The sequence below is a fragment of the Sphingobium sp. 3R8 genome (assembly GCF_020166615.1).
Taxonomy (GTDB): domain Bacteria; phylum Pseudomonadota; class Alphaproteobacteria; order Sphingomonadales; family Sphingomonadaceae; genus Sphingobium; species Sphingobium bisphenolicum.
The window spans coordinates 235,932-251,355 of record NZ_JAIQXR010000002.1 but is presented as its reverse complement, the minus strand read 5'-3'; the positions used below and the strand labels follow the sequence as shown (position 1 = coordinate 251,355).

The following is a 15,424-nucleotide window of genomic DNA, read 5'->3' as shown; positions in this document are numbered from 1 at the left end:
TCTTCAATCGACTCTGTGGGCCAACCCTTATCGACCTGTCTGCGCGTCAAGGCAAGCGGCGAGACGCCGCACCTGCGCGCGGGTGTCGGTGAAGGTTGCGCCGGTGTGGATGATATGGTCCGCCCGCCGCCGCTTTTCCGCATCGGGCGTCTGCAACGTCAGAATCTGGCGGAATTTCGTTGCGGTCATGCCTGGCCGGGCCAGGACGCGCTTGCGCTGTTTCCATGCCGGCGCGGTGACGACGATGACGCCGTCCAGCCGTTTCTGCCCCTGGGTTTCGAACAATAGCGGAATGTCTAGAACCACGAATGCGCGCGACCGGTGCCGGCGCAGGAACAGCCGCCGCGCCGCCTGCACCGCGGGATGGACGATCGCCTCCAGCGCCCGCCGCTCCTGCGGATGGCCGAACACCGCCGCGCCCAGCTTCGCGCGATCGACGCCGTTCGGCCCGGTGGTGCCGGGAAAGCGCGCCTCGATCGCGGGGAGCAGCGCGCCGCCCCGCCCCTGCAGCCGATGCACCTGCGCATCGGCATCGAACACGGGCACGCCTTCGCGCCGCAGCATCGCCGCCACGGCCGACTTGCCCATGCCGATCGATCCGGTCAGGCCATAGACTTTCATCAGTCCGCCGCGAGCAGCAGCGCGCGCAATTCCTCGTCCAGATCGCGGGGCGCCTGCGCGTCGAAGAAGATATCGAAGGCGAGCGCTGCCTGCCCAATCAACATTTCCAGGCCGTCGAGCGTTTTCAGACCGCGCGCTTTTGCCGCCTTGAGCAACCCGGTTTCCAGCGGCGCATAGACGATGTCATAGACCGTCGCGTCCTCCGCCAAAAAGCTAAGGTCCAGCTCCAGCACCGGCTGGCCGACCATACCGAGCGAGGTCGAATTGACCAGCAGGTCGGCGGTGGGCACCCGGTCATCCATGGCGATCGCCCGACCCGGCGTGCCGCTGCGGTCGAACAGCGCCTGCGCCTTGCCGACGTCGCGCGCCATGATGCTGATGTCCGGCACGCCCAGACTGGACAGCGCGAACAGGATCGCCCGCGCTGCGCCGCCCGATCCGACGATCACGGCGCTCTGCCCCTTCCACTTGTCGCGCAGCAGCGGCTGGAGGAAGCCACCCGCGTCGGTATTGGTGCCGATCAGCGGCCCGCCGGTTTCGCTGGCGATGGTGTTGACCGCGCCGATCCGTTCCCGCACTCCACCCGGATCGTCGACATAGTCCATCACCGCGATCTTGTGGGGCAAGGTGACGTTGCAGCCCAGCCAGTCGGGATCGCTGCGCCGCATCAGGAAATAGGCGGCCAGCCCCTGCGGCGTCACATGGGTCTTCCTATATTCCGCCTCGATATGCAGCGCATTCAGCCAGAAATTATGGATCAGGGGGGATTTGCTATGGTCGATCGGATCACCGATGACCTCAGCATAGGGGAGGGTATCGCTCATGCCGCCAAAACGCCGCGCACGCGCAGAAAGTCAAGCAGCGGCAGCAACGGCAAGCCCTGAATCGCAAACTGGCTGCCCTCGACCTTGCTGAACAACTGCGCGCCCGGTCCCTCGATCCGGTAGCAGCCCACGCACCAGCGCAGTTCCTCCCAGTCACTATCGAGATAGGCGGCGATGAACGCGTCGGACAAAGGCCGCACCGTCATCCGTACCCGCTCGATATGGCGCCAGATCGGTTCGCCGTTCAGCACCATCACCGCCGCACTGTGCAGATGATGGACCCGGCCCGACAATAGCTGCAATATCCGTGTCGCATCGGCGCGATCCACTGCCTTGTCGATCATGGCGCCGCGATCCGCGCCATCGCCGATACTCAGCGTCTGGTCGCAGCCCAGCACCAGCGCGCCCGGCACCCGACGCGACACCTTCAGCGCCTTCAACTCCGCCAGCGCATCGGCCAGCGCGCGCGCGTCCAGCCCGTCGGCGCGGAGCGCGTCCTTGGCGGCCTCCTCGTCGACGCCGGGCGAGAGGGTTTCGAACGGCACCTGGGCGGCGGTCAACATCGCCCTGCGGCTCGCGCTCTGGGACGCCAGCACGATCATGCCTCCACGCCTTCCGCCAGTTCGCGATCGTTGAACAGGTTGATGATGGCCGCGGCGGCCTCCTCGATCGATCGCCGGGTCATGTCGATCACCGGCCAGCCATTGTCGGCGAACATGCGCCGGGCGAAAGCCAGTTCCTCCTGCACCTTCTCATTATCGACATAGGCTGTTTCGGGCGCCTGGTTGAGCGAGAGCAGCCGGTTGCGGCGTATCTGGATCAGCCGTTCGGGGCTGACGGTCAGCCCGACGACCATGGGATGCTTGAGGCTATAGAGATTGCGCGGCGGCGGCGATTCCGGGACCAGCGGGATATTGGCGGTCTTGTAGCCGCGATTGGCGAGGTAGATCGACGTCGGCGTCTTGGACGCGCGCGACACCCCGGCCAGCACGATATCGGCCTCTTCCCAATTTTCATGCCCCACGCCATCGTCATGGGCGATGGTGAACTGAATCGCCTCGATCCGGGCGAAATAGGCTTCGTCCAATATATGCTTGCGCCCCGGCCGGGTCCGCGTCTCCTGCCCCAATATGTTGGACAGGGCGTCGGCCACGCTGTCGAGCGCCGCTACATGGGGCAGGCCGAGCGCGCGGCAGCGCGTCTCCAGCCGCTTGCGCAGGGGATGGTTGGTCAGGGTGAAGAGGACGAGGCCGGGATTGGCGCTGATTTCCTCCATGATCCGGTCGAGATGGACATCGGACCGCACCATCGGCCAGAAATGCCGGATCGCCTCGACATTTTCGAACAGGCCGATCGCCGCCTTGGCGATATTCTCCAGCGTTTCGCCGGTGGAGTCAGACAGGAGATGCAGGTGGATGCGCGCCATGGGCCTATCTCTGTGGGCAGGCTGTGGATAAAGCAAGGGATGAAATAGGGGATAAAAACACGCCTTTCCGCCATCCCCGGAGCCGGGAATCTTATCCACATGCCCCCAACAGACCCGTATTTTCATCCACAGCCTGTGGATAGCGTGGATGACCATGGTGACTCGGACGGCAAAGCGCGGCGTCCCTGAGTCAAGCTGTTGGCAAATCGGGGCGCAACGCATAAACCCCGCTGCCAACCGCCCTACTATCTCCATCATCCTTTTTGAATCTTAATAATAAGAGAGACTATAGATGAGCCCTGACGCGCCGAGCGACCGTCCCGCCAAACCGCTCATGGCCGTCCTACTGGGGGATCGTCCCACCGTTCCGCCCATGTGGCTGATGCGCCAGGCCGGACGCTATCTGCCGGAATATCGGGCACTGCGGGCGGAGAAGGGCGGGTTCCTGGAACTGGTCTATGACAGCCCGGCCGCGGCCGAAGTGACGCTCCAGCCCTTGCGCCGCTTCGGCTTCGATGGTGCGATCCTCTTTTCCGACATTTTGATCGTCCCCTACGCCATGGGACAGGATCTCTGGTTCGAGGCTGGAGAAGGCCCGCGTCTCGCCCCGATCCTTGCCGAAACCGACCTGTCCGCGCTGACGCCCGATTATAGCCGCTTCGAGGCGGTCTACGAGACGGTGCGGCAGGTGAAGGCGGCGCTGGACCCTGCGGTCACTTTCCTGGGCTTTGCGGGCAGTCCCTGGACCGTCGCAACCTACATGGTGGCGGGGCAGGGCAGCAAGGATCATGGCCTCGCCCGCCGCATGGCTTATAAGGAACCCGATCGCTTCGCCGCGCTGATCGACGCGATCATTGACGCAACCGTCGTCTATCTCTCCGGCCAGATCGACGCGGGCGTGGAAGCGGTGCAACTGTTCGACAGCTGGGCCGGCAGCCTGTCGCCCGCGCAATTCCAGCGCTGGGTGATCGAGCCGAACAAGCGCATCGTTGCGCAGCTCAAGGCGCTGCACCCCGATATTCCTATCATCGGTTTCCCCAAGGGCGCCGGCGCGAAACTGGCCGATTATGCCGCCCAGACCGGGGTCGATGCGGTCGGCGTCGACGAAACCATCGATCCGCACTGGGCCAACGCGGCGCTGCCGCAAGGCATGCCGGTGCAGGGCAATCTCGATCCGCTGGCGCTGATCGCGGGCGGCCGCGCGGTGGAGGAAGCGGTCGACAGGATCCGCGCCGCCTTCGCCGACCGGCCGCATATCATGAACCTGGGTCATGGCATTTTGCCCGACACGCCCATTGCGCATGTCGAAGCGCTCATTAGCTATGTGCGACGATCATGATGTTGCGATTGGCGAGCCGTCTGACGTGACATCGCTTAAGGGAGTTTACGCCTGATGGCCTATCTCGGCGCCGCCTATCTCTGGGTGAAGGCCGCCCATGTCATCTTCGTCATCTTCCTGATGGCGGGGCTGTTCATGATGCCGCGTTTCTTCGTCTATCATCAGGAAACCGTGCCAGGCTCGCCTGAGGACAAAAGATGGATCGAGCGCGAGGGACGGTTGCTCAAGATCATCCTCAACCCGTCGCTGGTGCTGGTCTGGCTGTTCGGGCTGATGCTGATGGTGGAAATCGGCGCCTGGCATTTCGGCTGGTTCCACCTGAAACTGCTCTTCGTCCTCGGCCTGTCGGGCTATCATGGCTGGATTGCGGGCTATGCCAAGAAGCTGGCGCGGGGCCAGCGTCCGCTCAGCGACAAGCAGTTGCGCATGATGAACGAAATCCCCGGCATCGCCGCCGCGGTGATCGTCATCGCGGTGATCGTGAAGCCCTTCTAAATCCTCCCCAAAGCTGTCTGGGGAGGGGGACCGCCGCTGAAGGCGGTATAAGCGGGAAGTGCGAAGTTAAGCCGGATCGACCGCGATATTGTCGATCAGCCGGGTCTTGCCCAGCTTCGCTGCGCCCAGCAGCCGCGCCGTGCGGTCCAGCACGGCCATCGGTTCCAGCGTCGCCGCGTCGCACAGCGTCACATAGTCGATCGGATCGAAGCCATGCGCCGCCAGCGTCGCGATCGCCCTGGCCAGCGCGCCATCGACCGGTTCGCCCCTCTCGATCTGTCGCTTCGCCTCGCCCAGCGCGCGGGGCAGGGCCAGCGCCGCCTTGCGCTCATCTTCGCTGAGATAGGCATTGCGGGAGGAGAGGGCGAGGCCATCCTCGGCCCGCTGGGTCGGCATCCCGACAATCTCGATTCCCAGATCGAGGTCGATCACCATCCGCCGGATCACCGCCAGTTGCTGATAATCTTTCTCGCCGAAAATCGCGACATCGGGCCGCACCTGGTTGAACAGCTTGGCGACGACCGTGGACACGCCATCGAAATGGCCCGGCCGCGCCGCGCCGTCCAGCCCTTCGCTGACCCCCGACACGCCGATATTGGTGGCATAGCCGGCCGGGTACATGACATCGACGGTGGGCATCCACAAGATGTCGATGCCGGCTGCCGCCAGCAACTGCGCATCTTTCGCCTCGCGCCGGGGATAGGCGTCGAGATCCTCGTTCGGCCCGAACTGTCGGGGATTGACGAAGATCGATACGACGACATGCCGTCCGTGCCGCCGCGCTTCCTCCACCAACGCCATATGCCCGTCATGCAGCGCGCCCATGGTAGGCACCAGGACCAGCGGTTTTCCATCGCTTTTCAGCGCATCGACGGCGGCACGAAGGGCGGGCAGGTCACGCAGCGTTTGCACGGAAGGAACGGCTCCGATAAGGGCGACAGGATAGGGGTGTCCTGCTAGGCTCGTGCCGGCGCGACCGTCAACAAACATTGCGACAATCAACGGGGTTATCTGGGGTCAATGGGCAATCCGCAGCCGCATCTCATCGTCTTCGCCAATGAAAAGGGCGGCACCGGCAAGTCGACCACGGCGGTCCACACCGCCATCGCCTTGAGCGCGCTCGGTCATCGCGTCGGCATGATCGACCTCGATCCGCGCCAGCGCACCGTCACCCGCTATATGGAAAATCGCCTCGATACCGCGCGCCGCCGCAGCATCGACCTGCCCACGCCCGATTTCGCCGTCTTCACCGGCGACAGCATCGCCGCGCTGGACGATCAGGTCGTCACGCTGGCGGCGGACAAGGATTTCCTGGTCGTGGACACGCCCGGCCGCGACGATATCTATGCCCGGCATCTCGCGCCCCACGCCAACACGCTGGTCACGCCGATGAACGACAGTTTCGTCGATTTCGACCTGATCGGCCAGGTCGACCCGGAAACCTTCAAGGTCCGTCGCCTGTCCTTCTATTCCGAACTCATCTTCGAAGCGCGCAAGACGCGGGCAAAGGTCGACGGCGTCGCGATCGACTGGGTGGTGCTGCGCAACCGTGTCCAGCATCATGACGCGCGCAACAAGAAGCGCGTGGGCGACGCGCTGATGGAATTGTCCCGCCGCGTCGGCTTCCGCGTCATTCCCGGCCTGTCGGAACGCGTCATCTTCCGCGAACTCTTTCCCTCGGGCCTGACCTTGCTCGACAAGGGGCATCTGGGCGAACTGGGGGTCAGCCATATCGCCGCGCGCCAGGAATTGCGCGAGATGGTGGCGGGGCTCGCCCTGCCGACGCGCGATGGCATGACGTCTGTGGATCTGCTCGGCGCGGCCTGATGGGCATGTTCGCTCTTGCGCTGGCCGCCGTGGCGATCTGGCTCATCTGGACGGGAAAGCTGCAACGCATGACGGCAAAGGATGGCATGGCATTGGGGGCGGCGCTGGTGGGCGCGGTGCTCGCGGCCAAGGGCAAGCCGGTGATCGGCGCGCCCCTGTTGATCGGCGCGGCGCTCTTCTTCGCGAAGCAGGGCAATGCCAAGGCGAAGGTGAAGGTGCGCAAACGCCCCGCAGCGCCCGCCTCACCCCCGCAGGCGGATGCTGACGTCGCGAAAGCGCGCGCCCTGCTGGGCGTTGGTCCCGATGCCGACGCGCCCACGATCCGCGCCGCCCATCGCCGCCTGATCGCCTCGGTCCACCCCGACAAAGGGGGCACCGAAGCGCTTGCCGCCCAGATCAATGCCGCGCGCGACCTGCTGCTCGATGACCAGACCCCGCTTTGACCCATCGTTTCGACCCGACGCTGCTGCGCGACTATGATCTGCGCGGCAGGGTGGGTGACACGCTGCATGTCGCCGACGCCTGGGCACTGGGCCGCAGCTTCGGCACGATCGTCGCCCGCGCCGGCGGACGGCATATCGCGGTCGGTTATGACGGGCGACTCAGTTCGCCGATGCTGGAAAAGGCACTGGTCGCGGGATTGGCCGCGACCGGCATCGGCGTGCGGCGCATCGGCCTTGGCCCGACGCCGATGCTATATCATGCCGAAATGGCGAGCGATGTGGATGGCGGCATCCAGATAACCGGCAGCCATAATCCCGGCGACCAGAATGGCTTCAAGCTGGTCCACCGTCACGCGCCCTTTTTCGGCGACGATATTCAGCGGCTGGGCGCCCTGGCGGCGGCGGGCGACTGGGAAAGCGGCGCGGGGCATGTCGAAACGGTCGATGTCATGGATGCCTATGTTGCGCGCATGATGCAGGGTTTTGACGGCCCGGCGCTTCGCATCGGCTGGGACGCGGGCAATGGCGCCGCCGGGCCGGTGGTGGAGAAGCTGGCGCAGCTCCTGCCCGGTGAGCATCATCTGCTCTTCACCGATATAGACGGCCATTTTCCCCATCATCATCCCGATCCTTCCCAGGAGCGGAATCTGGCCGATCTGCGCGCGCTCGTCCTTGCCAAACAGCTCGATTTCGGCGTGGCTTTCGATGGTGATGGCGACCGGATCGGCGTGATCGACGGGCTGGGCCGGACAATCGCGGGCGACCAGTTGCTCGGACTCTTCGCGCAGATCATATTGGAAAAACGGCCGGGCGCGCCGGTCGTGGCGGATGTGAAGGCCAGCCAGACCCTGTTCGACCGCATCACCGCGCTGGGCGGACGGCCCGACATGTGGAAGACCGGTCACAGCCATATCAAGTCCAGAATGAAGCAGATTGGCAGCCCGTTGGGTGGCGAAACCACCGGCCATCTGTTTTTCGCCGACGAGTATCCCGGCTATGACGACGGCCTCTATGCCGCCGTCCGCCTGATCCGCGCCGTGGGATCGCTGGGGCGGAGCCTGAGCGCGTTGCACGATGGGATGCCGACCAGCGTGATCACGCCGGAATGGCGCTTCCCTGTGGCGGAATCGCGCAAGTTCGCGGTGGTGGCCGATATCCTTGCGCGCCTTCAGGCCGCAGGCGCCGATATCTGCGCCATCGACGGCGTGCGGGTCCGCACCGACGATGGCTGGTGGCTACTGCGGGCATCCAATACCGAGGCTGCGCTGGTGGCGCGCGCCGAATCAGCCGACGAGGCAGGACTGGCGCGACTGATCGCGCAAATGGATGCGCAACTGGCCGATTCGGGTGTCATCCGGGTGGTGTCAGCCTGAAAAGCGCCTATCGACATCCTATAATTTGGTATCGCTATCAGTTTTTTTCTGCCACTTTCCCTTACGGAAAGCGTGTCAACGGATAACGATTGCAGAAAACGCAATCGTCCTACCATGTTTCGCATTTGCGACAATATGCGCTGCACCGCAAAAGGAACCCGCCTTTCAGGCATCCTCTCCTAAAACTTCAAGGCCGTCCTTCGGGGCGGCTTTTTTTTCGTCTCGCATCGTCCGCTCTCCGGCCCTGTTGCCGTAGCGTCCTGTCGTCCCGACGGATCCGCGGGCGCGGAAATGCGACGAATCGGGCGATCCGCTCACTGGAATTTAACCACAATCCTGATAATCGGGCTGGGTCCAAACAGCCGGTCGAGCGTTCGAACGCCCACGATCAAGGCCAATATCAAGTCCAGTAGAGGATCTGCCATGTTGCTTCGCGGTCGCTTTTTTCCTGCTCTTCTCCTGACCGGCGCCATGCTGGCGTCGACGGCTCCGGCTTTTGCCGGCGGCTTCTATCTGCAGGAACAGTCGCCCAAGGAAACCGGGCGCGCGCTTTCCGGCGGCGCGGCGGCTGGCGACGATCCGTCCACCATCTATTTCAATCCGGCAGCGATGACGCAGCTGTCGGGCATCCAGACGTCGATCGGCGGCGTCGCGCTGATGGCGTCGGCGCACCAGACCAACCGCGGCACCCGTCGCAGCATCCCCGGCTCGCCCCTGTCGGTCCCGGTCGGCGGCAATGATGGCGGCAATCCGTTCGAAAGCGTCATCCCCATTCCCAGCTTCTATGCCAGTGCGCAGGTCAGTGACCGGCTCTGGGTCGGCCTTGGCGTCAACGCCCCCTTCGGCCTTAAGCTGGAATATGATGACGGCTTCTTCGGCCGCTATGACTCGCTCTACACCGACCTCAAAACCTATAATATCCAGCCCTCGGCTGCCTACAAGCTGACCGACAATCTCTCGATCGGCGGCGGCGTCGACGTGCAATATGTGAAGGCGACGCTGACCAACGCGCTGCCGCAGCTCTCGCCCCTCGTCACCACCGACGGCTTTGCCCAGCTCAAGGGCGACGACTGGTCGGTGGGCTGGAACGCCGGCCTCTTCTACACCACCGGCGACACCAATTGGGGCGTCCATTATCGCTCGGGCGTCAGCCACAAGCTGGCCGGCACCCAGACCGTATCCGGTCTGGTCGGGCCGATCGCGGCAGGCAACGGCGCATTCGCCGCCACCGCCCCGCTGGAACTGCCCGACATCGTCACCGTCTCCATGATGCACAAGCTGACGCCGCAACTGCGCGCGATGGTCACCGGCAAATGGTATAACTGGTCGCGCTTCAAGGGCATCGCCGTCACCTCGGCCGCCGGCACCACCAACAAGGAACTGGATTATAAGGACAGCTATTCGGTCAGCGTCGGCGGCGAATATGATGTCAGCCCGGCCTTCACCGTCCGCGCCGGCACGATGTTCGACCGTTCGCCCACCAATCCGCAGCATCTGACCACCCGCGTCCCCGATGGCGACCGCGTCTGGCTGACCGGTGGCGCAACCTGGAACATGTCGGACGCCTTCGCGCTGAATCTGAGCTACGCGCACACCTTCGTGGAAAAGGCGAACATCATCCGGCCCGACAGCTATTTCCCGTCGCCCGCGACCGTCACCGCCACCACGCTGGCGCAGACCAGCGGCAATGCGGACCAGGTTGCGGCCTCCGCGACGCTGCGCTTCTGACGGCCTGATTTTCAGGGGGCGCTTCTAACCGTCACCGAAAATCCCTATAGGGGCTTCGTAGCTTACGGAGCCCCTTTTTCATGTCCGATCATAATCCCGGCCTGCGCCCCTGGCGCGACATAGCGCGGCGGGAGTCGCGCCAGATCATGGTCGGCAATGTCCCGGTCGGCGGCGGCGCGCCTGTCACGGTCCAGACCATGACGAACACGCTGACCCATGACGTCAAGGCGACGATCGACCAGATCCGCCGTTGCGAGGAGGCGGGCGTCGACATCATCCGCGTCTCCTGCCCCGATGAGGAATCGACGGCCGCGCTCAAGCAGATCGTCCGCGCCGCGCGCGTGCCGATTGTTGCCGACATCCATTTTCACTATAAGCGGGCGCTGGAAGCGGCCGATGCGGGTGCCGCCTGCCTGCGCATCAATCCGGGCAATATCGGGTCGGAAAAGCGGGTGAAGGAGGTGGTCGACGCAGCCAAGGCCAATGGCTGCTCCATCCGCATCGGCGTCAACGCCGGGTCGCTGGAGAAGGATCTGCTCGAAAAATATGGCGAGCCATGCCCAGAAGCACTGGTCGAATCCGCGCTCGACCATATCAAGCTGCTGCAGGACCAGGATTTCCACGCATATAAGGTCGCGGTGAAGGCCAGCGACGTGTTCCTCGCCGTAGCCGCCTATATGCAGCTCGCCGACGCGGTCGATTGCCCGCTGCATCTGGGCATCACCGAGGCCGGCGGCCTGATCGGCGGCACGGTGAAAAGCGCGATCGGCATCGGCAACCTGCTCTGGGCCGGCGTCGGCGACACGATCCGCGTTTCGCTCTCCGCCGAACCGGAGGAGGAAGTACGCGTCGGCTATGAGATTCTCAAATCGCTCGGCATCCGCACCCGCGGGGTGAAGGTCATCTCCTGCCCCAGTTGCGCGCGCCAGGGTTTCGACGTCATCCGCACCGTCCAGGCGCTGGAGGAACGGCTCCAGCATATCCACACGCCGCTCTCGCTCTCGGTGCTTGGCTGCGTCGTCAACGGTCCGGGCGAAGCGCGCGAGACCGACATCGGGCTGACCGGCGGCGGCGCGGGCAAGCATATGGTCTATCTGTCGGGGATCACCGATCACACCGTGCAGGACGAGGGCATGGTCGACCATATCGTCCGTCTGGTCGAAGCCAAGGCGGCGGAAATCGAGGCGGCCAAGGCCGAATCCGACATGACCGATGCGGGCAAGGCGGAGGCGGCGGAATAAGCGGAGCGACGCGGTGCGCCCCACGCCCGGCGGGTTCGCCATTCCCTTCGCCATGTGCTGCATCGGCGTCGCGCTATTCTCCGTGATGGACGCGGCGATGAAGGGGCTCAGCCTTTCCATCGGCCTCTATAATGCGCTGCTCTGGCGCGCCGCGGCGGGCAGCTTGTTAGGCCTTGCGCTGATGCTGCTCACCCGGCAGCGCTGGCCGGACCGCGCTGTGCTGCGCCTGCACCTGCTGCGCGGCTCGGTCGTGGCGCTGATGGCGGCGCTCTTCTTCTGGGCGCTCATGCGGATGCCGCTCGCCGAAGCGATCGCGCTCTCCTTCATCGCGCCGCTGATCGCCCTCTATCTCGCCGCGTTGCTGCTGGGTGAGACGGTTGGGCGGCGGGCGATCGGGGCGTCGCTGCTCGGACTGGTCGGCGTGGGCGTGATCCTGTCGGGCAAATTGCAGGGGCGCTATGATGCCGATGCGCTGCTGGGCGCGGGCGCGGTCCTGCTCTCCGCTTTGCTCTTCGCCTGGAATCTCATCCTCCAGCGGCAGCAGGCGCAGCGCGCCTCGCCGATCGAGGTCGCCTTCTTCCAGCATGTCGTCATGCTGGGCGTGTTCGTGCTGGGCGCTCCGGCATGGGCCGTGCTGCCCGATCGCACAGCCGTTCCGCTGGTAATGCTCGCGGCCAGCCTCGCCTTCACCTCGCTGGCTGCGCTCGCCTGGGCCTATGCGCGGGCGGAGGCGCAGCGGCTCATCCCGGTCGAATATAGCGCTTTTCTCTGGGCGGCGCTGATGGGCTGGCTGGCGTTCGGCGAGAAATTGACCCTGACCACGGTGGCGGGCGCATTGCTCATCGTCGTCGGCTGCCTTATCGCCGCCCGTAGCAAAGGGGCTGATGGCGCCCATGTGGAAGCGGGAACGGCATGACCGACATCATCATTCGCGACGCGCAGGCCGACGATATCGGCACCATTCATGACTTCATCCTGGCGCTGGCCGATTATGAACGGCTCGCCCATGCGGTGAAGGCGGACCGCGCCACGCTCGCCCGCTATTTGTTCGGCCCGCGGCCGATGGCGGAGGTGCTGATCGCCGAACATGAAGGCCGGGCGGTCGGCTTCGCCCTGTTCTTCCACAATTTCTCGACCTTCGAGGCGCGGCCGGGCGTCTATCTGGAGGATCTGTTCGTCCTGCCGGACGCCCGCGGCCTGGGCGCGGGCAAGGCGTTGCTCGCCCGTCTGGCGCAACTGGCGATCGAGCGCGACTGCGCCCGGCTCGAATGGTCGGTGCTTGACTGGAACGAACCCTCCATCGCCTTCTACCGCTCGCTCGGCGCGACGCCGATGGACGAATGGACGGTGCAGCGGGTCGACGGCGATACGCTGACGGCCCTCGCCGCGCTTTGATCGGTCGCACGGGACGAGCCGATCCGCCGCGCCCTTGACGCGGACTCGCCCTCGGGTTCATTGTGCCGAAACGGAACATTTGGGGGACAAGCAGGATTATGGCCGTCGGCCGCACCGTGAAACGCACGCCGGAATGGCGCGAAATGTTGAAGCGCAGCCTCATTCGCAGCGGCGCGCTGATCGGCGCGATCACGCTCATGCTGGCAACGCTGTTCCTGGCGCTGGCGCTGCTCAGCTATGCGCCGAGCGACCCGTCGATGAACACCGTCGCGGGTGATCATGTCGCCAACATCATGCAGGCACCCGGCGCCTGGGCCGCCGATTTCCTGCTCTGGCTGCTGGGCGTGCCCGTCGCCCTCATCCTGCCGCTGATGGCGGTCACCGCCCGCCGCATGTGGGGCGACCAGGATATGAGCGGGTGGAAGGGGCAGTTCGGCAAATGCCTGTTCGGCATCGTCCTGATCGGCATTGCACTCGCTTTGTTTCAGAGCGCGCCGCTGGTCGGCCTGCCCGCGGGCTGGGGCGGTGTGATCGGCCTGGTCGTCGCCAAGGGTATCGCCAGCCTGACCGCGCAGGCGCCCGCCGCCGCGCCCTGGATCACCGGCATCCTCATCGTCGTTGCACTGATCGCGGGCCTTTTCGCCAGCTATCGCAGCCTGGCGCTGGAAAAGCCGATCATCGCGCTGCGCCGCCCTTCGCTGCCCAAACTCAACTTGCCGCGCCCCACGCTGGGCTTCGCCGGTCCCTCGGCCGTCGATGTCGATGAGGATGCGGAGGACGAATTGACCGAGCGGGTCATCACCCCGCGCAAGCAGGTATCGAACGAACCCAAGCCGCCGATCACCATCCAGTCGCCCAAGCCCGCGCCGGTCCAGCGCGCGATGGCGCCGGTCAGCCAGGACGATCTGTTCGGCCATAGTTCGCTGCCGTCGCCCGATCTGCTCAACCCCATCCCCGCCAATCAGGGCGGCAAGATCGACAAGGCCGCACTGGAACGCAACGCCCGCCTGCTCGAATCGGTGCTCGACGACTTCCATGTGAAGGGCAACATCACCGAAGTGCGCCCCGGTCCGGTCGTCACCATGTATGAACTGGAACCCGCGCCCGGCATCAAGGCGAGCCGCGTGATCGCGCTGGCGGACGATATCGCCCGCAACATGTCGGCGCTCTCGGCCCGCGTCGCGACCATTCCCGGCCGCACCGTGATCGGCATCGAATTGCCCAACGCCCATCGCGAGGGCGTATCCTTCCGCGAACTCATCACCAGCGAACAGTTCATGCAGGAAGCGACCCTGCCGATCATCCTGGGCAAGAATATCTCGGGTGAGCCGATTATCGCCGACCTGGCGCCCATGCCGCATCTGCTGATCGCGGGCACCACCGGTTCGGGTAAATCCGTCGGCCTGAACGCCATGATCCTGTCGCTGCTCTACCGCATGACGCCGGACCAGTTGCGCCTGATCATGATCGATCCCAAGATGCTGGAACTGTCGACCTATGACGACATCCCGCATCTCCTCTCGCCGGTCGTCACCGAACCGGCCAAGGCGATCCGCGCGCTCAAATGGGCGGTGGAGCAGATGGAGGATCGCTATCGCATGATGGCGTCCATCTCGGTGCGCAACTTGGCCAACTATAACGAAAAGGTTCGCGCTGCCAAGGCGAAGGGCAAGCCACTGGGCAGGCGGGTACAGACCGGCTACGACCCCGAAACCGGCAAGCCCATTTACGAGGAAGAACAGCTCGATTTCCAGCCGCTGCCCCAGATCGTGGTGGTGGTGGACGAGCTGGCCGACCTCATGATGACGGCGGGCAAGGAAGTCGAATTCCTGATCCAGCGTCTGGCGCAGAAGGCGCGCGCCGCGGGCATCCACCTGATCCTCGCGACCCAGCGTCCCTCGGTCGACGTCATCACCGGCGTCATCAAGGCGAACCTGCCGACCCGCATCAGCTTCTTCGTCACCAGCAAGATCGACAGCCGCACCATATTGGGCGAACAGGGCGCCGAACAGCTGCTGGGCAAGGGCGACATGCTCTACATGCATGGCGGCAAGGGTCTGACCCGCGTCCATGGTCCCTTCGTCTCGGACGATGAAGTGCGCGTCGTCGCCGATCATTGGCGCGCGCAAGGCCAGCCCGACTATATCCAGGCCGTGACCGAGGAGCCGGAGGAGGGCAGCTTCGCCCTCGACGGTGTGGATCTGGGCGACGACAGCCCCGACGCGCAACTGTTCCGCAAGGCGTGCCAGCTCGTCTTCGAAAATCAGAAGGCCTCGACCAGCTGGCTGCAACGCCAATTGCGCGTCGGTTATAATTCGGCAGCGCGCCTGATCGAACGGATGGAGGAGGAAGGGCTGGTCGGCCCGCCCAACCATGTCGGCCGCCGTGAAGTGCTGCGCGACGAAAATGGCAATCCTCTGTGACACTGGCCGCTCTGATCCGACCAAAAATGGTTATGATTGCATATCGTGCAATCGCTCCTGCGGCCTTCGCATTTGCAGCATCAAGCGGGACCGGGCAATAGGATCAGGCCTTTCAGGCATCCTCTCCTAAAACTTTTCGGGCTGGTCTTCGGATCGGCCCTTTTTTTTGTTCGCGAATCGGTCTAGGCGGGTCCCGCTGCTGCCGCGCCGATAACATAATTGGAGCGGTGCCGCCGGTCAGACCGGCAGGGCGAGGCGGGAGCATGGGGGATCGAGCTGTCGCGACCGT

General features: G+C 64.7%; 15 protein-coding genes. 10 read left to right on the top strand and 5 right to left on the bottom strand.

Annotation, left to right across the window (positions count from 1 at the left end):
* Positions 1–27 precede the first annotated feature (27 nt).
* The 4 genes from coaE to K9B33_RS03185 are packed head-to-tail and all read right to left on the bottom strand — an operon-like array spanning position 28 to position 2,871.
* Positions 28–621, bottom strand: coding sequence for a dephospho-CoA kinase (coaE, locus tag K9B33_RS03200; protein ID WP_224546610.1), 594 nt, complete (start codon positions 619–621; stop codon positions 28–30).
* Entirely contained in the window at positions 621–1,445 is an 825-nt protein-coding gene (gene aroE, locus K9B33_RS03195; RefSeq protein ID WP_224546609.1) for a shikimate dehydrogenase, read from the bottom strand. Before aroE ends, coaE begins: the two co-directional genes overlap by 1 nt.
* Positions 1,442–2,047 (bottom strand): Maf family protein, encoded by a 606-nt coding sequence (locus tag K9B33_RS03190; protein ID WP_224546608.1) that lies wholly within the window; start codon positions 2,045–2,047, stop codon positions 1,442–1,444. Before K9B33_RS03190 ends, aroE begins: the two co-directional genes overlap by 4 nt.
* Positions 2,044–2,871: a pyruvate, water dikinase regulatory protein gene (locus K9B33_RS03185; protein ID WP_224546607.1), complete on the bottom strand. Its 828-nt coding sequence runs from the start codon at positions 2,869–2,871 to the stop codon at positions 2,044–2,046. The genes K9B33_RS03190 and K9B33_RS03185 overlap by 4 nt, the downstream gene beginning before the upstream one ends.
* A gap of 292 nt (positions 2,872–3,163) precedes the next feature.
* Here K9B33_RS03185 and hemE point away from each other — a divergent pair, with 292 nt between their 5' ends.
* Complete coding sequence (gene hemE, locus K9B33_RS03180; protein ID WP_224546606.1) at positions 3,164–4,210, top strand: uroporphyrinogen decarboxylase; 1,047 nt, start codon at positions 3,164–3,166, stop codon at positions 4,208–4,210.
* 54 nt (positions 4,211–4,264) lie between these two features.
* Positions 4,265–4,705 carry a CopD family protein gene (locus K9B33_RS03175; protein ID WP_224546605.1) on the top strand — a complete coding sequence of 147 codons (441 nt, stop codon included), beginning with the start codon at positions 4,265–4,267 and terminating at the stop codon, positions 4,703–4,705.
* Positions 4,706–4,771: 66 nt separating this feature from the next.
* On the opposite strand, the gene panC is transcribed toward K9B33_RS03175, so the two are convergent.
* Complete coding sequence (panC, locus tag K9B33_RS03170) at positions 4,772–5,617, bottom strand: pantoate--beta-alanine ligase (RefSeq protein WP_224546604.1); 846 nt, start codon at positions 5,615–5,617, stop codon at positions 4,772–4,774.
* Positions 5,618–5,725: 108 nt separating this feature from the next.
* Between panC and K9B33_RS03165 the strand changes: the two genes are divergently transcribed.
* From K9B33_RS03165 to K9B33_RS03130, 8 genes are all read left to right on the top strand, one after another.
* A complete protein-coding gene (locus K9B33_RS03165) occupies positions 5,726–6,532 on the top strand; it encodes a division plane positioning ATPase MipZ (protein ID WP_224546602.1) in 807 nt (268 codons plus the stop codon).
* A complete protein-coding gene (locus K9B33_RS03160; RefSeq protein ID WP_224546601.1) occupies positions 6,532–6,975 on the top strand; it encodes a J domain-containing protein in 444 nt (147 codons plus the stop codon). The genes K9B33_RS03165 and K9B33_RS03160 overlap by 1 nt, the downstream gene beginning before the upstream one ends.
* Entirely contained in the window at positions 6,972–8,348 is a 1,377-nt protein-coding gene (pgmG, locus tag K9B33_RS03155; RefSeq protein ID WP_224546600.1) for a phosphoglucomutase/phosphomannomutase PgmG, read from the top strand. The genes K9B33_RS03160 and pgmG overlap by 4 nt, the downstream gene beginning before the upstream one ends.
* A 423-nt stretch (positions 8,349–8,771) precedes the next feature.
* Positions 8,772–10,076 carry an OmpP1/FadL family transporter gene (locus K9B33_RS03150; RefSeq protein WP_224546599.1) on the top strand — a complete coding sequence of 435 codons (1,305 nt, stop codon included), beginning with the start codon at positions 8,772–8,774 and terminating at the stop codon, positions 10,074–10,076.
* A gap of 80 nt (positions 10,077–10,156) precedes the next feature.
* The gene (gene ispG, locus K9B33_RS03145; RefSeq protein WP_224546598.1) at positions 10,157–11,317 is read left to right on the top strand and encodes a flavodoxin-dependent (E)-4-hydroxy-3-methylbut-2-enyl-diphosphate synthase; all 1,161 of its coding nucleotides are present in this window, start codon (positions 10,157–10,159) and stop codon (positions 11,315–11,317) included.
* A 52-nt stretch (positions 11,318–11,369) separates the two neighbouring features.
* Complete coding sequence (locus K9B33_RS03140) at positions 11,370–12,233, top strand: DMT family transporter (RefSeq protein ID WP_224546724.1); 864 nt, start codon at positions 11,370–11,372, stop codon at positions 12,231–12,233.
* The gene (locus K9B33_RS03135) at positions 12,230–12,712 is read left to right on the top strand and encodes a GNAT family N-acetyltransferase (protein WP_224546597.1); all 483 of its coding nucleotides are present in this window, start codon (positions 12,230–12,232) and stop codon (positions 12,710–12,712) included. Before K9B33_RS03140 ends, K9B33_RS03135 begins: the two co-directional genes overlap by 4 nt.
* Positions 12,713–12,810: 98 nt before the next feature.
* On the top strand, positions 12,811–15,135 hold the full coding sequence (locus K9B33_RS03130; RefSeq protein WP_224546596.1) for an FtsK/SpoIIIE family DNA translocase: 2,325 nt from the start codon (positions 12,811–12,813) through the stop codon (positions 15,133–15,135).
* Positions 15,136–15,424 lie beyond the last annotated feature (289 nt).